This is a genomic window from Enterobacter sp. R4-368 (assembly GCF_000410515.1).
GTDB lineage: Bacteria > Pseudomonadota > Gammaproteobacteria > Enterobacterales > Enterobacteriaceae > Kosakonia.
The window spans coordinates 702205-722086 of sequence record NC_021500.1 but is presented as its reverse complement, the minus strand read 5'-3'; the positions used below and the strand labels follow the sequence as shown (position 1 = coordinate 722086).

Genomic DNA, 19882 nt, shown 5'->3' with positions numbered 1-19882 from the left:
GAAATCTGCCACCCTGGTTTAAACTTACAGGGTTAAAACAGACCGAAGGAGGTCATATGAAGCGTTTTAGTCTGGCTGTGCTGGCGCTCGTGGTTTGCGCCGGGGCGCAAGCCGCCAGTGAAGAAGTGGAAATGAACCTGGTCACTGCGCAGGGCGTTGGGCAGTCGGTTGGTAGTGTAAAAATCAGCGAAACCGATAAGGGGCTGGAATTTGCGCCCGATCTGAAAGCCCTGCCGCCCGGCGAGCATGGTTTTCACGTCCATGCTAAAGGCAGTTGCCAGCCTGCGATTAAAGAGGGGAAAGCCTCTGCTGCTGAAGCGGCAGGAGGACACCTCGATCCGCAGCATACCGGCAAGCATGAAGGGCCAGAAGGCGCCGGACATTTAGGCGACCTGCCGGTGCTGGTGGTCAACAATGACGGTAAAGCGACCGACCCGGTGGTGGCGCCGCGTCTGAAAAAACTCGCGGATGTGAAAGGCAAAGCGCTGATGGTGCACGTGGGCGGCGATAATATGTCCGATCAACCGAAACCGCTCGGCGGTGGCGGCGCACGTTACGCCTGCGGCGTTATCAAGTAAGCGTTCCGACTGCCGGGGCTTGCTCCAGCTGCGATAGCGCGCAATATAAGCGCCAGACAACCGAGGCCAGCTCCCGCGCGGCCGGCTGGTGATGTTTACCCAGCACCGCGCTAATCCGCTGCAGCTCGGTCAGCGTGGCAGAAAGTGTTCGTTGCCGGACGCCACGCTCACTCATCACATCCCGCAATAAGACAATGCATAACTCGCGGACTTTGGCGAGGGGATCCGAGCGGATTTCCCAGTCGCGTAGCTGCCAGACAACATGCGAGCAATTCAATAACACAACCCCCCAGCGCAGCAGCCAGCGGCGCGCTTGCGCGTCCTGGCTATGGCTTAACTGGCTAATGTGGTGATAAACCACCGATTCAAACTCATGCTCGCTCAGCTGTGGCACGCGGCTAAGTTGATCGACAAAACTGCGGCGCAGCGTGCGAATGTGACGCCGACTTTTGCGGGCATCTGAGCCCGGACGTAACACGGCAAACGCGAGCCACGCCAGCGCGACGCCTGAGATCTTCGCCAGGTTGTCATTTAAGAAGTCCGCAAAGTCATAAACCGGTGGATTGGTCACGGCGATAAACGAGCCCATAAAAACAATCAACTGCCCCCACAACCCGGCCAGCTTTGGCATTTGTAATTTCAACAATTGCAGGGTGGTTAACAGCGGGAAGAGAAACAGCAGAAACACCGCCAGCTCGCTGATTTGCACCATCAGGCCGAATTTCACCATAAAGCTGAACAGCGACAGCAAAATTAAGGTGCGCAACAGCAGTGTCAGGGAGTTAAACGGCGCGGGTGAGACGGAGTAAAGCACACAGCTGATAGCCGCCAGCGTCAGCGCCGCCGAGCCCGATTCCCACTGCGTATTGATGCTCCATGCGCCGACCAGACTCAGCGCGCAAAAGGTACGAATGCCGCTCCATAGCGCTTCGGCATTATCCGTATCACGCATCAATCCCGGGCTTCGCGGCGGCGTATAACTGCTGACTGGCGAAGCATTCTCCACGCGCGCCAGCCAGCGACTACTGGTGAGGTATAAACGGCAGAAGTAGCGTAAGCGCTGCCAGAATGCATGGTGCCGGTAATCGTCGCTTTCTCCGGGCGCGAGCGGGGCGATAATCCGTGCGACGGTAAGCGCATCCGCGCGCGGGTGAGCAAGCTCGGAGAGCAGTTGCTCAAGAACCTGGCGCAAGTTATCCGGCGCGTCGGGCCAGTTCAGCAGCATTCTGCGCAGGCTGGAGATCACGCTGGTCATGCGCAACTGTTGGTGCAGTAACCAGGTAAGCAAACTGTTTTGCCGCCGAAAACGGTAATGGCTCCAGAACGCCTGAATGCGCAGCAAATTGGTGGTGAGGATCTGGCCGATAACGCTCTCATGGGCGGTGCGGATAGCATCTGTGGTTTCTGGCTGCCACAGAAGGCTTGCATGCTCCAGCAACCGGGCATGCATTTTTTTCAATGCTGACAGCAGGGTGGTTCCGTCCGCGTTGCCGGGCAGGATCATCATCATCATGCCGCCGCACAAAATGCCCAGGATCACTTCGCACACGCGCGCCTGAGCAATGTCCCACAGCTCAGTAATATCGGTCACATCGACCATGGCGAACGCGATAATCGCGGCGGTATAACCCGCCAGTTGAAAGGCATAGGCGACATTATTGGTGAACTGCGCGCAAGCCCAGGTACAAAAGCCAATCCAGGTGGCCATGGCGAACAGAAACAGCCACGGATCGTTGAGTGTCTGACCGGCGATGATCAGTGCCGCGCTGGCTCCAAGCAGGCTCCCGGCAATACGGCCAAGGCTTTTACTGATCACGCCGCCGACGGTGGGGAAGCTGACAACGGCTGCGGATGTCATGGCCCAGTACGGTTCATCGAGATCGAGATAATAAGCCACCGTGAGCGCCAGACACATCGCGATACCGTTGCGCAGCGCATAGCGCCACTGTCCGACCGTGGCTTTTACCCATGGCAGATTTTGCCAGAGCCAGACAGGCGATTTCATTACTGACCACCAATCGCCACGGTGCACGTGGTGCCGGAAACCAGCGTCAGCCCGGCGGGCAGGTTATCAAACTGAATACGTACCGGCACACGCTGCGCCAGCCGTACCCACGGTACGTTCGGTTTGATATCGGCAACCAGCCCGCTGTCAGTCTCGACGCTTTGGTCATATATCGCGCGACCAATACTTGATACGTGACCCTGTAACGTAACATCTCCACTATAAAGCACGATTTTCGCTGCTGCCCCTTCATGAATATGGCGCAACTTGGTCTCTTCAAAGTAACCCATCACATAAAACGAATGGCTATCGACCAGCGCGAAAACCGGTTGCCCGGCGGTAGCGTAATTGCCAGTACGGGTGGAAAGGTTGGTGACCCAGCCGTCTACCGGTGCCTTAACTACTGTTTGCGCCAATTGCCATTGTGCCTGCGCAAGTTGTGCCTGCGCTGCCGCAACGCTTGCCTGCGCGGCTTTAACACTAATATTGGCAGTATCGAGATCTTCTGCGGAGATGTAGTTTTGTGAGAGATGGCGACGGCGATTGGCTTCATTATTCGCTTTTGCCAGATCGGTTTGCATACGAGCCAACTGGGCTTCGGCGTTCAGTACGGCAATGTGGTAAGGCGTATCGTCAATACGAAACAGCACATCGCCCGCTTTAACCAACTGATTATCTTTCACCTTCAGTTCGCTGATGCTGCCTGAGACCTGCGGTGTGATACTGACCTGCTCAGCGCGGATCTTTCCGTCACGCGTCCAGGGGGACTGCATATAAAAGTTCCACATCCACCAGGCCGCGACAATCGCCACAGCCAGCACCAGGAGAGTAGAAAAATACTTCAGGGATTTCAGGCGCATAATTACCACACAATTAGCAAGCCGAGGGCGAGGCTCAGCGCAATAACAAACAAGGAGAGATCCATCAGGATGGGGTGCCAGATATCACCCGCATAAATCCACCCGCGCAACAGGCGATGCGCAATAAGCCAGAACAAAAAGCCCAGCATGACCACTTTAAATACGGGAGGGAAATAGATCGATGCGCCAAAAATCAGATCTTGCAGGGGTAAGTTCGGGAAACTTGAGTTCAACTTCACACTTTGTGTCCTGTGCAACCTAACGGATCGCCAGATTGATGATTATCATTAGATAAGTACCAACCACTGCGTGTTGCTAAGGCAGGTGGAATCTCAGCGTAAGCCCCGGCGAGAACCGCAATACATTTGTTTTACCAATATAAATACTGCAAACTATTCTAAAATGAGTATAATAACTTAGCAAGCTAATTATAAGGAGATGAAATTGGAATCGCCATTAGGTTCTGATCTGGCACGCTTAGTGCGCGTCTGGCGCGCTTTGATTGACCATCGCCTGAAACCTCTGGAATTAACGCAGACTCACTGGGTAACGCTGCATAATATTCATCAGCTGCCGCCCGATCAGTCGCAAATTCAACTGGCAAAAGCGATTGGCATTGAGCAGCCTTCGCTGGTGCGTACGCTGGATCAACTGGAAGAGAAAGGCCTTATTTCTCGCCAGACCTGCGCCAACGATCGCCGGGCAAAGCGGATCAAATTGACAGAAAAAGCGGACCCAATCATTGAAGAGATGGAGACGGTTATTCGTAAAACCCGGGGGGAAATACTTTCCGGGATCTCTGCGGAAGAACTCGATCAGTTGATTAAAATGATTGCCCGACTGGAACAAAACATCAATGAGCTTCAGTCGAGAGACTGACCAGCAAAGCCTTGCATCCGCAAGGCTTTTTTACATCAACATTCAGTATCGGCAATATGAAAGGGCGGCCACTGGCGTGACCACCTAATGCGGGAATTAACGCGGGGAAACGGTAATCTGACGACCATTGCTTGCCATCACGACGCGCTGGCCTGCGGAGAAACGGGTGTTGCCCTGTTTCTGCACGACCATAATGGTGTTGCCATCATCTTTACGAATTTCCAGCTCAACACCCTGCGTTTTATTCAGTGACCCCTGGACGGATTGCCCTGCAACACCACCGGCTACCGCGCCTGCTGCGGTGGCGAGAGAACGTCCCGTACCGCCGCCAACAGTATTGCCAAGGAAACCACCCAGCACTGCACCGCCAAGCGCGCCGATAACATTGTTTTCGTCGCCACCCTGAATCTGTACCGGACGGACGTTAACAATGGTGCCGTAAGTGACATTCTGCACCTGTTTAGCTTCGGATGCAGAGTAGACATCACCGGAAAGCGTGTCGTTATTCACGCAGCCAGCCAAAGTAAAACCAATCAGCGAAACTGCCAGTGCACGTAACATCATTTATGAATCTCCTGTTCACCATGAAACGCCCTTGCGGGCATCCGACATGGTTAAATTATATGGCATTTTAGCAATACCAGGTCATATCTTCTGCCAAATCCCGGCAAAAATAATAATCAACGCGAGTTTAACCAGATTTAAACGAAGCGATTATAAGCGCAGCCCGGCGTAATTTCACTTAACGGAAAATCATCCGATTGTTAAAAAGTGTTTGCAGCCGATGGCGTTAACCCCCGCTTTATGGTGGAGTGGTGCCCTTCGGTCATGCATTAAAGGAAGGCGTATGAAATCGGGTCGCTACATTGGGGTGATGTCTGGAACAAGTCTGGATGGGGTTGATGTGGTGCTGGCGGCAATCGATGAAACCATGGTCGCGCAGCAAGCGAGCCTGACGTTTCCGATTCCGCTGCCGTTAAAAGAGGCGATTCTTGGCATTTGCCAGGGACAGCAACTTACACTTTCGCAACTGGGGCGGCTGGATACCCAACTGGGCAAGTTGTTTGCCGACGCGGTGCTGGCGCTAATGGACCGAGAGCAACTCCACCCGGAAGATATCGTCGCGATTGGCTGTCACGGGCAAACCGTCTGGCATGAGCCGACAGGCATTGCGCCGCATACTTTGCAGATTGGTGACAATAACCATATCGCGGCGCGTACGGGGGTGACGGTGGTCGGTGATTTTCGCCGCCGTGATATCGCGCTTGGCGGGCAGGGCGCGCCGCTGGTGCCGGCCTTTCACCATGCACTGCTGGCGCACCCGGTAGAACGGCGCATGGTGCTCAACATTGGTGGCATCGCCAATTTATCGCTTCTGATCCCCGGCCAGCCGGTCAGAGGCTATGACACCGGACCTGGCAACATGCTCATGGACGCATGGATTTGGCGGCAAAAAGGCAAACCCTACGACAAAGATGCGCAGTGGGCGAGCGAAGGCAAAGTGGTGCTGCCGCTCCTGCAAAACATGCTAAGCGATGCCTACTTTGCCACGCCTGCACCGAAAAGTACCGGTCGTGAATACTTTAACTACAGCTGGCTGGAACGCCACCTGGCGCACTTCCCGGGGTTAAGCGCCAGCGATGTGCAGGCCACGCTGGCTGAACTGACGGCGGTGACAATTTCCGAACAGGTGCTGCTCAGTGGCGGTTGTGAACGCCTGCTGGTCTGCGGTGGGGGGAGTCGAAATCCGCTGGTCATGGCGCGTCTGGCGGGGCTTTTGCCAGGTACAGAAGTCACCACCACGGATGAAGCCGGTATCAGCGGCGACGACATGGAAGCGCTGGCGTTTGCCTGGCTTGCGTGGCGGACCCTGGCCGGACTGCCTGGCAATCTGCCCTCAGTCACCGGCGCGTCCGCTGCCTCGGTGCTCGGCGCGATTTACCCTGCTAACCCGCGGCAGAATCAGAGTTAACCGCATTTCACTTTAGTTGAACCGGGCTAGACTGACCAGGCTTAGGGAGGGCGTTTCGCCCTCCGTGACCAGGACCGTCCCGGGAATACTCTATGAAAAAAATAGTCATCGCCTGTCTGCCCGCACTGCTTGCCGGATGCAGCTATTACAATCAGTTTGTAGAACGCATGCATACCGATACGCTGGTTTACCAGTGCGACGAAAAACCGCTCACCGTGAAAATTAATAATACCCGCCAGCAGGCGAGTTTTGTCTGGGATGATAAATTGCTGACCTTACAGCAAGGGCTTTCAGCCTCCGGCGCACGTTACACGGATGGCGTCTACGTTTTCTGGTCGAAGGGTGAGAGTGCGACCGTCTACAAGCGCGATCGCATCGTACTGAATAATTGCCAGCTTATTCCGCAGCGTTGAGATTTTCACAGGGGGGCGCATAATAGCCCCACCTGATGATTACTTTCGCTAACGCCATGTCTGATAACGATCAATTGCAGCAAATCGCGCATCTGCGCCGTGAATACACCAAAGGTGGTCTGCGTCGCGGCGACCTTCCCGCCGAACCGTTGGCATTATTTGAACGTTGGCTGGGGCAGGCCTGTGAAGCTCAACTCGTTGACCCGACTGCAATGGTCGTGGCGACAGTGGATGAGAACGGCCAACCTTACCAGCGCATCGTATTGCTCAAGCATTATGATGAAAAAGGGCTGGTGTTCTATACCAACCTTGGCAGCCGTAAAGCGCATCACATCGAAAACAACCCTGCTGTCAGCCTGCTGTTCCCATGGCATATGCTGGATCGCCAGGTGATGGTCACCGGCAAAGCGGAGCGGCTTTCAACGCTCGAAGTGATGAAGTATTTCCACAGCCGCCCGCGTGACAGCCAAATCGGCGCCTGGGTATCGAAACAATCGAGCCGCATCTCCGCGCGCGGCATTCTGGAAAGCAAGTTCCTTGAACTGAAGCAAAAGTTCCAGCAGGGCGAAATCCCGTTACCCAGTTTCTGGGGCGGCTATCGCGTCAGTATTGACCAGATGGAGTTCTGGCAAGGCGGTGCCAATCGCCTGCATGACCGTTTTTTATACCAGCGCGAGAATGATGCGTGGAAAATTGACCGCCTCGCGCCGTAAACCCTGAAAAATGTTGCTATAAGCGCTGGCACTCCGTGTTCCGGCGCTTTATTCTATCTGCCCCCCATGAAGTATCCTTTCGCATCTGGCGAAAAGTCGTGTACCGGCAAAGGTGCAGTCCGTTTTATACATGGAGATTTTGATGGCAAGCAGTAACTTGATTAAACAATTGCAAGAGCGGGGCCTCGTGGCTCAGGTGACGGATGAGGAAGCGTTAGCAGAGCGACTGGCGCAGGGCCCGATCGCGCTCTATTGCGGCTTCGATCCCACCGCTGACAGCTTGCATTTGGGGCATCTGGTTCCATTGTTATGCCTGAAACGCTTCCAGCAGGCTGGCCACAAGCCAGTAGCGCTGGTGGGTGGCGCGACCGGTCTGATTGGCGACCCGAGCTTTAAAGCCACTGAGCGTAAACTGAACACTGAAGACACCGTGCAGGAGTGGGTGGATAAAATCCGCAAACAGGTTGCACCGTTCCTCGATTTCGACTGTGGCGACAACTCCGCTATCGCTGCAAATAACTACGACTGGTTTGGCAGCATGAACGTGCTGACCTTCCTGCGCGATATCGGCAAACACTTCTCTGTTAACCAGATGATTAACAAAGAAGCGGTCAAGCAGCGCCTGAACCGCGATGATGTCGGCATCTCGTTCACCGAGTTTTCCTACAACCTGTTGCAGGGTTACGACTTTGCCTGCCTGAACGAACTGCATAATGTCGTGCTGCAAATTGGCGGCTCCGACCAGTGGGGCAATATCACGTCGGGTATCGATCTGACTCGCCGCCTGCACCAAAACCAGGTGTTTGGCCTGACGGTTCCGCTGATCACTAAAGCCGATGGCACCAAATTTGGTAAAACCGAAGGCGGCGCGGTGTGGCTCGATCCGAAGAAAACGAGTCCGTATAAGTTCTACCAGTTCTGGATCAATACCGCCGATGCGGATGTTTACCGCTTCCTGAAGTTCTTCACCTTTATGGACATCGCGGAAATTAACGCGCTGGAAGAAGAAGACAAAAACAGCGGTAAAGCGCCGCGTGCGCAATATGTGCTGGCTGAGCAGGTGACGCGTCTGGTTCACGGCGAAGAGGGTTTAACCGCCGCTAAACGCATCACTGAAAGCCTGTTCAACGGTACGCTGAGTGATTTGAGCGAAGCCGATTTTGAACAGCTGGCGCAGGATGGCGTACCAATGGTTGAGATGGAAAAAGGTGCCGATCTGATGCAGGCGCTGGTTGACTCTGAGCTGCAGCCATCCCGCGGCCAGGCGCGTAAAACCATCGCGTCTAACGCTGTTACCATCAACGGCGAAAAACAATCCGATCCGGAGTATTTCTTCACTGATGGCGATCGCCTGTTCGGCCGCTACACGCTGTTGCGCCGCGGTAAGAAAAACTACTGCTTGATCTGCTGGAAATAAAAACAGACCTGCCGAAGGGAGTGAGAAATCACTCCCTTCTTTTTATTGCTCCACTTTTGCAAGGCTACCAACAATGAAGAATATCCTCGCCATTCAATCGCATGTGGTCTTTGGTCATGCGGGGAATAGTGCCGCCGAGTTTCCGATGCGCCGCCTGGGCGCTAACGTCTGGCCGCTGAACACGGTGCAGTTTTCTAACCATACCCAGTACGGCAAATGGACCGGCAGCGTTATGCCGCCAGCCCATCTGACCGAAATTGTGCAGGGCATTGCGGCAATTGACCAACTGAAACGCTGCGACGCGGTGCTGAGTGGTTATCTGGGTTCGGCAGAGCAGGGAGAGCATATTCTTGGGATCGTCCGCCAGGTGAAAGCAGCCAACCCGCAGGCGAAGTATTTCTGCGATCCCGTCATGGGGCATCCGGAGAAAGGCTGCATCGTTGCGCCAGGGGTTGCCGAGTTTCATGTCCGCCACGCCTTGCCTGCCAGCGATATCATTGCGCCCAATCTGATTGAGCTGGAGATCCTCTGCGAGCATGCGGTCCACACGGTGGAGGACGCAGTGGCTGCGGCACGTGAGCTGATTGCGCAGGGGCCGCAAATCGTGCTGGTGAAACACCTGGCGCGCGCGGGACTGAGCGCCGATCGCTTTGAAATGTTACTGGTGACGTCCAGTGAAGCCTGGCACATTAGCCGTCCGCTGGTGGATTTTGGCGCACGTCAGCCTGTCGGCGTGGGCGATGTGACCAGCGGATTGTTACTGGTGAAATTGTTGCAGGGGGCGAGCGTACGTGAAGCGCTCGAACACGTAACGGCGGCAGTGTATGAAATTATGCTGGCGACCAAAGATTTGCAGGAGTATGAACTGCAGGTGGTCGCGGCGCAGGACAGAATAGCGCAACCTGAGCATCTTTTTAGCGCGACATTGCTGTAAAAAAGGCGGGGATCCCCGCCTTTATTGTTGCCCGCTGAGCAGCGCGTACGCGGGCATTCACATTCTACTGAATACCTTCTGCCGCCATTGCAGTCGCCACCGCAGGGCGAGCGGCAACACGCGCCATATACGCATCAATATTCGACAGACCTTCCATATTCAATTTCACCGCGCGCGCCCAGCGCAGAACCGTGAACAGATAACCGTCGGCAATGGTAAAGTGCGCACCGCTAATCCATGCGTTATTGCTCAGGGATTCATTCACGTAGTGCAATTTTTTCTCAAGCAAAGCGCGTACGGTGGGTTTGTACTCTTCTGGTGTATCCGGGCGAAACAGCGGGGTGAAGCCTTTATGCAGCTCGGTTGCGATAAAGTTCAGCCACTCCAGCGTTTTGTAACGCGGCAGGGTGCCAACAGGTGCCAGTAACTGGCTCTCAGGCGCGCTGTCAGCAACGTATTGCATAATCGCCACGCCTTCGGTAATCAGAGTGTTGTCATTCAGCAGCAGCGCCGGGATTTGTCCTTTCGGGTTGATGGCAAAAAAGTCATCGCCGTTTTCCAGGCGTTTTTTCATCAAATCAACACTTACCAGATCCACATCTTTACCGCTCTCACGCAGAGCAATATGTGAGGCGAGAGAGCAGGCGCCCGGCTTGTAAAACAGTTTCATTATCTTTTCCTTATGGCTGATTTCCGGCATAGGTTATTACGCGGCAGAATAAAAAAAAGCCGCTAACTTGCGTTAGCGGCTGAATAATTCGAGTTCCCCGCGGCGATTATGCCGTAGCGGTTTCCGACGTGTCGCGAGTGGTATCTTCGCTCTGCGTCATGCGGTTCAGCTTCGGTGCAGTGACGATCATCAGCAAAGCGATAATCGCTGTTGCGATACCAATTTGCAGGAACACGGTGCCATAGATATTCAGTGACATCAGCGGATCGGTCACGTTTTCCGGGATCGCCATCTGATTAGCCACATAGCCGGCGATAATGTTCGCGCCAGCCGTGGTCAGGAACCAGCTTCCCATAATGAATCCCATCAGACGCTGCGGCACCAGTTGCGCAACCATCGCCAGACCGAGACCAGAGATCATCAGTTCACCGATACTTTGCAGACCATAGCTTGCGATCAGCCAGCTTACGGAAACGATACCCGCATCAGATGCGAATTTCGTGCCCAGCGGCAGCACCAGGAACGCGCCGGAGCACAGCACCATACCGATAGCGAATTTGTGCGGCATCGGCAGCGTATCACCCATTTTGTTATAGATAGCGGCCAGAATCGGGCTACCAATGATGATCCAGAACGGGTTCAGCGCCTGATACTGCTCAGGTTCGAAAGCGATACCGAACAGCGTGTGCTCAACGTTACGGATAGCAAAGAAGTTCAGCGATGTCGGCATCTGGCTGTAGAGCACGAAGAAGACAATCGCTTGTACCATCAAAATAAAGGCGACGATCATTTTACGACGCGCTGCACCTTTCAGTGCGAAAGTCTCTTTGGCGAAGATGCAGATAATACCCAGCGCCACAACGCCCAGCACCATACGCGCGATGCCCTGGTTGTGCAGCAGCCAGGTGGCGATAGCAATCAGCGCCACGATGCCGACAATGGTTGCCAGCAGATAGCCAACGCGCAGCGGTTCGAAATCGGGTTTAGAACCGTGGTTTTTCACCCAACGTTTGCAGAAGGCGAAGTTAACGATAGTGATCAGCAGACCCACCACGCTCAGACCAAACGCAGTGCTCCAGCCGAACTTCGCAGCCAGCCACGGGGTTGCCAGCATGGAGAAGAACGAACCGACGTTAACGGACATGTAGTACATGGTAAATGCACCATCCAGACGCGGGTCGTCTTTCGCATAGCAGGTGGAGAGCAGGGATGACGGGTTGGCTTTAAACAGACCATTACCCACGGCAATTGCCGCCATGCCCATGTACACAATGCTCGCATCATGACCGGACCACGCTACCAGCGCATAACCGATGGCCAGCACGATCGCGCCCAGCATGATTACGCGTTTGGTGCCCAGTACTTTGTCACCCAGCCAGCCACCGATGGCAACCAGGCCATAAACCAGTGCGCTGAAGGAGGAGAACAGTGTAATAGAGTCCGCTTCTGACATACCCAGTTGTTTCACCAGGTAAACAGCCATAATCCCTTGCAGGCCGTAGTAACCAAAACGTTCCCATAACTCGATAGAGAAGATCAGATAAAACGCTTTCGGTTGCTTAAAAGCGTTCAGGCTGACGCTTTCCGTTGGTTTGTTTGCAGTTGACACATATACCTCTTTTTTTACATCCCATATTAACGGGGGTGTTCAGCGCGCAATGACCAGAGTTCATCACGCTTATAGTTATATTGGGAGGGGAAAACGGCGGTTAATGTTCACTATCCAGCGCGTTCAGGCAAGTCTTTTGACATATTCTGTTACATAGATCCAGGGCATTACAATGCTCGGTGTTTTTATTTGTTATTCAGAGTTAAATTTCATCATTGAAATAAAAGTGGATTTTTCTACTACAGTCCGGGGGTTAGATTGCACATTAAGGCATATGTTCTGCTATTTTGGCTAAATGGTAGTGTATTGGGCTAGTTTATGTAGTCAATCTGGTCATATCTCTTGTAAAACATGATTAAAGTTTGCACTGCAACCATTTGCTATACATCGCTAATCTCTTTTTTAACATTGTGTTAGCAATAGCGACCGAATTTGCCGTCAGTTGGATTTTTTTCTTCTAAAAAAAGGAATAAACTTAGTAAATACGCATAAGTGGACGATTATTTGCTCAATATCACGATCTGTGCGCAATCATTCGCCATTTTAGCTCTTTTGTAGAGATGCGACCTTTATCACATAACGTAATGGCGAAAAATCAGCGAAATCCTGCGTGCAGCGTGTTGGCTGCACGAAAAAAAACGTGCAGCCGGTGACGGGTTATATGGATTAGATCCGTGAAGCTTTCAACTCGTTTTTTGCTGCTTAATTTATGCCTCGCGTATTTTTCTCGCTTCGTGTTCCTCTGCGCAGGAATCCTGGCAACAATCGCGCCATCCCTTTTTTGCGAATCGCTTTATCAATCCCCGCCGGCTGTTGCACTGCGCTGGCCTGCTGAACCACATTGTTTTTATAAACGACATCAATGATAAATGAGGGTCCTTCGTCATCATCCGACGATTCTTCGCGTGTTACCCCGGTAGCGATGAGATTGAAAGCATCGAGTATGCGGGCGGTGGATTTACCATTTGGTGTTCGCTGAAAAAACGCCTCAAACAGGATTTTTCCGGTTAATCCTTCTGTTTCGTTCAGTGTTTGCTCATTTATCACGCTTTTCCTGATGATTTTCTTTGGCATCTCGCCTAAAAAACCGCTGTTCTCAGCCGCTACTTTGTATTGATATTGCGCAATATGTGTCGCGAAATAGGGTTCTGGTTCCACCCGGAAGTTGTGGGCAAATACCCACACGTCTTTCAGAAACTTATTGGTGAAAATATTTTCTGTTTTCAAACTTTTCGACTCGATGCTGAAACCTTCGTCACCGCTGTATTCGACAAACAGGTGAGAGAAATTTTCCCGGTTTGCAATGTAGTCCAGCGCATCTTGATCTTTAGGGGATAAATCAGGGTAGCTGAAGGTCTGAGTGGACGCAGGGGCACCGGTATATTGTCGCGAATGCTTGAAGTGGGTATAGATGCGCTCCTCATCATAATTATTGAGTCGCATAAATTTGAGGTGAGCGAGAACCTCTTCCAGGGTACCAAACTGTTTACTCGCAATATAATCAACGGTTTCCATCAACCTTTTCCCCTTCAAAAAGGCGACCCGTGGCGCGAGCCCGTCGGGATCATCTAATGCCACAGGGTTATTGCGCACCATGCGAAACAGATTGAGCCCGTCAATGCCACCCGCCGGATCCGCGCTCAGCCACCGCCCCGCCCACGGCTGATAATAGCGGTAGCCGTAGTAATAAAGCCCGGTGGCGTCCTGCTCTTTACCTGAATAGCGGATGGTCTTGTAATCCGCCTCCAGCTGGCTGCGCGCGGCAAACAACGCCGTGCCGCCGAACGGGTAATACTCCTCCTGGCTGATAAGCTCGCCGCTGGCGTCCACTTCCAGACTGCTGCTGCCGGTCAGGTTGTCGTAGCTGTAGCGCACCGCGTCATTGCTGATACCGGCGGGCTGCCCGCTTTCCCAGTGCAGCACCCGCACCTGGGCACGTCCGGCCACGCCGACGGTTATCACCTGTAATTCCTCTGTGGCGCTGCTGCGCAGTTCCAGACCCGGCAGGTAAACCACCCGTCTGGTCTGCGTGCTGTTGCCGGTCAGCTGCGAGGTGATTTTGACGATGCGCTGGCTGCTGGCGTCGTAGCGGTAACGTTCGCTGTCGTCGGCTGCGCCGTCGCGGGTGACGGGTGTGACCTGCTGCAGCTCCTGGCGCGCCGTCCACAGCAGGCTCTGCCCCGGTAAAAGCTCTTTCTGCTGACCACCGGCAGTGAACAGCGCCTCCACATCCGCCGGGTTTCCCGTAAACGTGCTGAGTACTGCGCGGTTACTGCGGTCGCTGACTGTAACTGATGTCGTGTAGTTATTGCCGGATGCGGGCGCGCTGTGCTGAATTTTCGTCAGATTACCGGCGTTATCGTAGGTGTAAGTGCGGGTGTAGTTTGTGTATGTGGCGTTATCGAAGGAGGTGTAATCAGGCAGTGTGCTGTTCTGCTGTACCGCACTGGCCATTTCACGCCCGCTGGCACTGACCAGCTGGTACAGGCTGTCGTAGGCGTAGTGATTTTCGGGAACGACTTCCTGATTGCGCCAGAAACGCGTCTCCTCGGCATCATTAGTAATCACCAGCACATTGCCCACCGGGTCGTATTCGTAGCGCAGGTCCTGCAGCACTTTTGTGGCGGAGACTCGTTCCGTTTTAATGCCAACCAGCCGCTGGGTTTCCGCTTCGTACGAATATGTGGTCACCACGCCGTTGCCGTGCTCCTCGCGCAGCTTCTGCCCGGCGGCGGACCAGGTCAGGGATTTCACAATTACCTGCTCGGAACCGCCATTCACCGTCAGCCAGCTGCCTTTCAGCAGCCCCGCCACGTCATAGGCCACGCGCTGGATATTGCCTTTCGCATCGGTGGTGGTGAGTACATTTCCGGCCGCGTCCACTGTACTCAGCGTGGTGTAAGTTTCGCCCGCCAGCAGGTCGTTCCACGCGGAAGCATCCGCGCCCTGCCAGTCTGCGTCGGCATCGTCCGGCAGTAACTGGCGGGTGACGGCAAGCGGCACGCCGTTCAGGGAAATGCTGGTCGTGGAAAGCAAACCAGCCGGGTCGTAGTGGCTGACCAGCTGACCGGCAAGATTATGGCTCTGTTCATCTGCGGAATGACCGCCCCGGGCGAACCGCTCCGTGACGCGCGCGCTGTCGCCGGCAACCTGCTCGGTAATGCCGAGCAACCGCCCCGGCAGGCTTGCCGCTTCATACTGAAAAGTGCGGGTAACGGCAGCGCTGCGGTCATTCTCTGAACCAATATTGCTGACCTGCAAAAACGCCCGCCCGGAGGCGTCATTCAGGGCAACCGTGGTTCCGGCATCGGCACTTTGCGTACGCAGCGGCGTGCCGTTCAGGTCGGGGACATAACTGAAATTCGTCCGCCCGGCGGCATACAGACGCGGGTCGGCACTTTGTGACGGCAAACCGCGCGCATCAAACTGATGGCGGATGATGCGCTCGTCGGTAGTGTCCAGGGTGTCGGGATGGCGGTGATAAACGATGTCACGCACCGCCAGACCACGATTATTCAGCACCACTACGGTCGGGGTTTTAACATAGAGGGAAGTCGTCACAGCGTGCTCCGGGAGAGGGAAGTTACTGCTTAAATTATAAACAACGCAAAAAAAACAGGCCGGGGGATTAGTTCGCTGAATAATCTGAAATGGTACTCAAATGGGTTAAGTGTAGGAAGTTTCAATCCCGGACGTTGCTACTTGCACACGCGTTGCTCATGCCAGAGACGCACACTTTTATCGGAGAAGGGGCCGCGGAAATCTGTCGCACTTTATCGAAACGGAATGGCTGCTTTTTTTGCAGCCATTCCGACAGCAGAACTAATGAGCCAGCGAAGTCGCCCGGGAGCGGAAGACGTTCCTTGCACGGTTGAATATTCCTGAAATCCACCCTCTAAAGCGCGCCCATCTACCGGGAGACGCCCCAGCAAAAGCACACGGTATTTCAGGTACAGTCGCCCTCCGGTTTATCACCGGTGCGGGTGCCTGTGCTACGGTTGGAAAGCAACGAAACTGACGCGATCCCAACACTTATCGATCAGGGTGATAATGATCCGTTCCTTGCCGATTAGCTATAGTCCGCGCGGCTTGCGGAAGTGGCACGGCGAAAATCCTGGTCGCTGAGGCTGCACCTGCAATCCGACTATAATCACAGTTACTCCATTGCGGCGTTTATTGAACATTATCAGCGCTTACATGCGTAGCATCTGCTGAAAATAACAGTGGTCCCGGCGAAATATATTCGCTGGTGAACGTACATTATTTTTTCATCACAGAGACCCGACTTTTTGCAGTTGTTTTTTGAGTAAATAAAATTAACCTCCCTTTATATTCCGAACTTGGTGATGTACGTTGTGCCGGGTAATCCCAATACCCAGCCTTCGCTGTGGTAATACCACTGATATTATTTTGATCTTTCTCATCAACAACTAAATCCTGGCTAATCAACACAGTTTTCCCCATTCTTAATAAGTCCATCGCGGTCATGCGGACACAAACATCCTCAAGTTGTCCCATCAAAATTATCGGATTATCGGCGAATTTCGCTAAAAATTGAGTGGTCGTCATTATCCTGCCAGCATCATTAGCTCTTGATACATCTTCCGCTGGAATATCCATTCCAGGGGCAAATAAACTCTCTGTTTTCTTTAACATTCTCCATGAACCAACCATTGATTCCATGGGCGTTCGAAGTTTACTGTAAGTCTTCACTTTATTAGTTAGGCTTTCGACACTTTCACCTTTTGGTAAACCTTTCATCGCGCTAAATAAATAATTAACGTCGATCATTGGCAATTGCTTTTCTTTGGCAAAATTTATTATTTCAATATGCCTTCGTTCTGTTTCAGGGTTAGTTCTTATTTTTCCTTTTTTATTAAATAACGCCTTAACCCCAGTATTAGCTGTTTGTAATCGCTGCATATCTATCATCATAAAAACGGGTTCTTGTCGCACGGAAACTAAATCTGTCACCACTTTTTGCAAACTTTCAAAAGGTGCTTCTGTGGAAATGGCCCACGTTTGTTGTCCTGGCTTCGTCATTCCCTCATCGAATCTTTCACTTAAAATATTGCCGATTATGCTCGCATCATTTTCATACGGTTGCAGACCATTATTATCCAGATAGCGAACGGGGTTATTCCTGACCATTTTAAAAAGATTCAGCCCGTCCACCGTCCCTGCCGGATCTGCCGAGAGCCACCGTCCCGCCCACGGCTGATAATAGCGGTAGCCGTAGTAATAGAGCCCGGTGGCGTCCTGCTCCTTGCCGGAATAACGAATCGTTTTGTAATCCGCCTCCAGCTGGCTGCGCGCGGCGAATAACGCCGTGCCGCCGAACGGGTAATACTCTTCCAGGCTGATGAGTTCGCCACTGCTGTCCACTTCCAGACTGCTGCTGCCGGTCAGGTTGTCGTAGCTGTAACGAATCTGGTCGTTGCTTATCCCGGCAGGCTGCCCGCTTTCCCAGTGCAGCACCCGCACCTGCGCGCGTCCGGCCACGCCGACGGTTATCACCTGTAATTCTTCGGCTGCGCTGCTGCGCAGCTCCAGACCCGGCAGGTAAACCACCCGTCTGGTCTGCGTGCTGTTGCCGGTCAGCTGCGAGGTGATTTTCACGATGCGCTGGCTGCTGGCGTCGTAGCGGTAGGTTTCGCGGTCGTCCGCTGCACCACTGCGGGTGACGGGCGTGACCTGCTGCAGCTCCTGGCGTGCTGTCCACAGCAGGCTCTGCCCCGGTAAAAGCTGTTGCTGCTGACCGCCGGCAGTGAACAGCGCGTCGACATCGGCCGGATTTTCGGTGAGTGTGCTGATTACTGCGCGGTTACTGCGGTCGGATACGGTGATACTGGTGGTGTAGTTGTTGCCGGACGCCGGGGCGCTGTGCCGGATTTGTGTCAGATTACCGGCGTTATCGTAGGTGTAGATGCGGGTGTAGTTTGTGTACGTGGCGTCATCAAAAGAGGAATACGCCGGAAGGTTGCTGCTCTGCTGTACCGCACCGGCCATTTCGCGCCCGCTGGCACTGACCAGCTGGTACAGGCTGTCGTAGGCGTAGTGATTTTCGGGAACCACTTCCTGATTGCGCCAGAAACGCGTCTCCTCGGCATCGCTGGTAATCACCAGCACATTGCCCACCGGGTCATACTCGTAGCGCAGGTCCTGCAGCACTTTTGCCGGTGTCATACGTTCCGTTTTAATACCGACCAGCCGCTGGGTTTCCGCTTCGTACGAATATGTGGTCACCACGCCGTTGCCGTGCTCCTCGCGCAGCTTCTGCCCGGCGGCGGACCAGGTCAGGGATTTCACGATAATCTGCTCGGAACCGCCATTCACCGTCAGCCAGCTGCCTTTCAGCAGACCCGCCACGTCATAGGCCACGCGCTGGATATTACCTCTGGCATCCGTGGTGGTCAGGACATTCCCGGCGGCATCCACTGTGCTGGTTGTGGTGTAAGTTTCGCCCGCCAGCAGGTCGTTCCACGCGGAAGCATCCGAACCCTGCCAGTCGGCTTCGGCATCGTCCGGTAGTAACTGGCGGGTGACAGAAAGCGGTACGCCGCCAAGAGAAACACTGCCCGTCGAAAGCAAACCTGCCGGGTCGTAGTGGCTGACAAGCTGGCCGGCAAGATTGTGGCTCTGTTCATCTGCGGAATGACCGCCCCGGACAAAACGCTCCGTGACGCGCGCGCTGTCGCCGGCAACCTGCTCGGTAATGCTGAGCAACCGCCCCGGCAGGTTTGCCTCTTCATACTGAAAGGTGCGGGTGACGGCAGCACTTCGGTCATTCCCTGAGCCAATATTGCTGACCTGAAAAAATGCCCGCCCGGAGGCGTCATTCAGGGCAACCGTGGTTCCGGCATCCGCGCTCTGCGTGCGCAGCGGCGCGCCGTTCAGGTCGCAGGTAAATTCAAAGTTCGCCAGCCCGGCGGCATACAGACGCGGGTCGACGCTCTGTGACGGTAAACCGCGCGCATCAAACTGATGGCGGATGATACGCTCATCGGTGGTGTCCGGCGTTTCCGGATGACGGTGATAAACGATGTCGCGTACCGCCAGTCCACGGTTATCCAGCACCGTGACCGACGGGGTTTTGGTAAACGTTGTGGTTTGCATAAGTTCCTCTTGTTGCCTGGTAACCGACGGGTTAGTCGATTGCGGCAGAGATAAAAATCGAACAAACATTCAACGATGCACATTGCGGATTGACTGGTTCCACAGAAGGGACAGTACGCCGCACTATTGCATCTGTAGCGAACCAGGATGCACAGGAAACCTGGTAAAGTGAGTATAACTAACCGCCGAAAAGTGGAGAGTGCCCGCACTTATCAGGGTGTTAATCCATGACAGCAGACAATGAGTCTGTCAGACTTGCCGCAATCTTTATTACACTGGAGTCAAACTATGAACTTTCATCCATGGCTCAACGCGTTACATATCGCGGCGGCCATCGTCTGGATAGGCGGAATGCTGGTTATGGCGGTTGTTGCCGGCTGGTGCGCCACACAAGCAGATAACACCGCGCGTGTCGCATTGGCGGGCGATGTCCGGCGCTGGAGCCGGAAAATCACCACGCCTGCAATGGTGCTGCTGTGGGTTGCTGGTGCGGTAATGGTGGTTGCGCACGGTCAAATGCCGCATCTGTGGCTGATAATCAAGGTGGTGGTAGTGTTGCTGCTTTCAGGCCTGCACGGTTTTCTCTCTGCCACGCTGCGTCGCATCGCGGCAGGTGAAGCGGTGAAGGGGATGGGCGCTTTGCGTAATGCAACCACCATTACTCTTGTCGCTGTGGTGGTGATAATTCTGCTGGCGGTGCTGCGCCCGTTCTGACG

General features: G+C 54.0%; 16 protein-coding genes and 1 pseudogene. 9 read left to right on the top strand and 8 right to left on the bottom strand.

Annotated elements, in window-relative coordinates; genetic code table 11:
- Positions 1–56 precede the first annotated feature (56 nt).
- Positions 57–578 (top strand): superoxide dismutase [Cu-Zn] SodC, encoded by a 522-nt coding sequence (gene sodC / locus H650_RS03265; protein ID WP_016496288.1) that lies wholly within the window; start codon positions 57–59, stop codon positions 576–578.
- Here sodC and H650_RS03260 read toward each other — a convergent pair.
- From H650_RS03260 to H650_RS03250, 3 genes are read right to left on the bottom strand one after another with little or no spacing between them, the layout of a single operon-like run.
- A complete protein-coding gene (locus H650_RS03260; protein WP_016496287.1) occupies positions 571–2583 on the bottom strand; it encodes an FUSC family protein in 2013 nt (670 codons plus the stop codon). The genes sodC and H650_RS03260 overlap by 8 nt on opposite strands.
- Positions 2583–3443, bottom strand: coding sequence for an efflux RND transporter periplasmic adaptor subunit (locus H650_RS03255; RefSeq protein ID WP_016496286.1), 861 nt, complete (start codon positions 3441–3443; stop codon positions 2583–2585). Before H650_RS03255 ends, H650_RS03260 begins: the two co-directional genes overlap by 1 nt.
- Positions 3444–3445: 2 nt before the next feature.
- Positions 3446–3682 carry a DUF1656 domain-containing protein gene (locus tag H650_RS03250; RefSeq protein ID WP_016496285.1) on the bottom strand — a complete coding sequence of 79 codons (237 nt, stop codon included), beginning with the start codon at positions 3680–3682 and terminating at the stop codon, positions 3446–3448.
- A gap of 199 nt (positions 3683–3881) precedes the next feature.
- Here H650_RS03250 and slyA point away from each other — a divergent pair, with 199 nt between their 5' ends.
- The gene (gene slyA, locus H650_RS03245; RefSeq protein WP_016496284.1) at positions 3882–4322 is read left to right on the top strand and encodes a transcriptional regulator SlyA; all 441 of its coding nucleotides are present in this window, start codon (positions 3882–3884) and stop codon (positions 4320–4322) included.
- 96 nt (positions 4323–4418) lie between these two features.
- Here slyA and slyB read toward each other — a convergent pair whose 3' ends face one another.
- Positions 4419–4886, bottom strand: a complete 468-nt coding sequence (gene slyB, locus H650_RS03240) for an outer membrane lipoprotein SlyB (protein ID WP_016496283.1) — start codon at positions 4884–4886, stop codon at positions 4419–4421.
- Between the two features lie 283 nt (positions 4887–5169).
- Here slyB and anmK point away from each other — a divergent pair, with 283 nt between their 5' ends.
- The 5 genes from anmK to pdxY all read left to right on the top strand — a co-directional run bounded on the left by anmK (position 5170) and on the right by pdxY (position 9771).
- Positions 5170–6294, top strand: coding sequence for an anhydro-N-acetylmuramic acid kinase (gene anmK / locus H650_RS03235; protein ID WP_016496282.1), 1125 nt, complete (start codon positions 5170–5172; stop codon positions 6292–6294).
- Positions 6295–6386: 92 nt separating this feature from the next.
- Complete coding sequence (gene mliC / locus H650_RS03230) at positions 6387–6707, top strand: C-type lysozyme inhibitor (protein ID WP_016496281.1); 321 nt, start codon at positions 6387–6389, stop codon at positions 6705–6707.
- A gap of 56 nt (positions 6708–6763) precedes the next feature.
- On the top strand, positions 6764–7420 hold the full coding sequence (pdxH, locus tag H650_RS03225; protein ID WP_044489665.1) for a pyridoxamine 5'-phosphate oxidase: 657 nt from the start codon (positions 6764–6766) through the stop codon (positions 7418–7420).
- 142 nt (positions 7421–7562) lie between these two features.
- Positions 7563–8837 (top strand): tyrosine--tRNA ligase, encoded by a 1275-nt coding sequence (tyrS, locus tag H650_RS03220; protein WP_016496279.1) that lies wholly within the window; start codon positions 7563–7565, stop codon positions 8835–8837.
- Positions 8838–8910: 73 nt separating this feature from the next.
- Positions 8911–9771: a pyridoxal kinase PdxY gene (pdxY, locus tag H650_RS03215; protein WP_016496278.1), complete on the top strand. Its 861-nt coding sequence runs from the start codon at positions 8911–8913 to the stop codon at positions 9769–9771.
- A 64-nt stretch (positions 9772–9835) separates the two neighbouring features.
- Here pdxY and gstA read toward each other — a convergent pair whose 3' ends face one another.
- The 3 genes from gstA to H650_RS03200 all read right to left on the bottom strand — a co-directional run bounded on the left by gstA (position 9836) and on the right by H650_RS03200 (position 15611).
- The gene (gene gstA / locus H650_RS03210; protein WP_016496277.1) at positions 9836–10441 is read right to left on the bottom strand and encodes a glutathione transferase GstA; all 606 of its coding nucleotides are present in this window, start codon (positions 10439–10441) and stop codon (positions 9836–9838) included.
- 106 nt (positions 10442–10547) lie between these two features.
- The gene (gene dtpA / locus H650_RS03205) at positions 10548–12050 is read right to left on the bottom strand and encodes a dipeptide/tripeptide permease DtpA (RefSeq protein WP_016496276.1); all 1503 of its coding nucleotides are present in this window, start codon (positions 12048–12050) and stop codon (positions 10548–10550) included.
- 702 nt (positions 12051–12752) lie between these two features.
- Positions 12753–15611, bottom strand: a complete 2859-nt coding sequence (locus tag H650_RS03200; protein ID WP_016496275.1) for an RHS repeat domain-containing protein — start codon at positions 15609–15611, stop codon at positions 12753–12755.
- A 443-nt stretch (positions 15612–16054) separates the two neighbouring features.
- Between H650_RS03200 and H650_RS25885 the strand changes: the two are divergent.
- Positions 16055–16255, top strand: a pseudogene (locus H650_RS25885) (S-formylglutathione hydrolase); the annotation flags it as partial.
- 55 nt (positions 16256–16310) lie between these two features.
- Here H650_RS25885 and H650_RS03195 read toward each other — a convergent pair.
- On the bottom strand, positions 16311–19166 hold the full coding sequence (locus H650_RS03195) for an RHS repeat domain-containing protein (protein WP_016496274.1): 2856 nt from the start codon (positions 19164–19166) through the stop codon (positions 16311–16313).
- Positions 19167–19454: 288 nt separating this feature from the next.
- Here H650_RS03195 and H650_RS03190 point away from each other — a divergent pair, with 288 nt between their 5' ends.
- Positions 19455–19880 carry a CopD family protein gene (locus tag H650_RS03190; RefSeq protein WP_016496273.1) on the top strand — a complete coding sequence of 142 codons (426 nt, stop codon included), beginning with the start codon at positions 19455–19457 and terminating at the stop codon, positions 19878–19880.
- Positions 19881–19882 lie beyond the last annotated feature (2 nt).

Coding starts and splice junctions, on each gene's coding strand:
- sodC (WP_016496288.1), top strand. CDS start 57: ATGAAGCGTTTTAGTCTGGCTGTGCTGGCGCTCGTGGTTTGCGCCGGG.
- H650_RS03260 (WP_016496287.1), bottom strand. CDS start 2,583: ATGAAATCGCCTGTCTGGCTCTGGCAAAATCTGCCATGGGTAAAAGCC.
- H650_RS03255 (WP_016496286.1), bottom strand. CDS start 3,443: ATGCGCCTGAAATCCCTGAAGTATTTTTCTACTCTCCTGGTGCTGGCT.
- slyA (WP_016496284.1), top strand. CDS start 3,882: ATGAAATTGGAATCGCCATTAGGTTCTGATCTGGCACGCTTAGTGCGC.
- slyB (WP_016496283.1), bottom strand. CDS start 4,886: ATGATGTTACGTGCACTGGCAGTTTCGCTGATTGGTTTTACTTTGGCT.
- anmK (WP_016496282.1), top strand. CDS start 5,170: ATGAAATCGGGTCGCTACATTGGGGTGATGTCTGGAACAAGTCTGGAT.
- mliC (WP_016496281.1), top strand. CDS start 6,387: ATGAAAAAAATAGTCATCGCCTGTCTGCCCGCACTGCTTGCCGGATGC.
- pdxH (WP_044489665.1), top strand. CDS start 6,764: ATGTCTGATAACGATCAATTGCAGCAAATCGCGCATCTGCGCCGTGAA.
- tyrS (WP_016496279.1), top strand. CDS start 7,563: ATGGCAAGCAGTAACTTGATTAAACAATTGCAAGAGCGGGGCCTCGTG.
- pdxY (WP_016496278.1), top strand. CDS start 8,911: ATGAAGAATATCCTCGCCATTCAATCGCATGTGGTCTTTGGTCATGCG.
- gstA (WP_016496277.1), bottom strand. CDS start 10,441: ATGAAACTGTTTTACAAGCCGGGCGCCTGCTCTCTCGCCTCACATATT.
- H650_RS03195 (WP_016496274.1), bottom strand. CDS start 19,166: ATGCAAACCACAACGTTTACCAAAACCCCGTCGGTCACGGTGCTGGAT.
- H650_RS03190 (WP_016496273.1), top strand. CDS start 19,455: ATGAACTTTCATCCATGGCTCAACGCGTTACATATCGCGGCGGCCATC.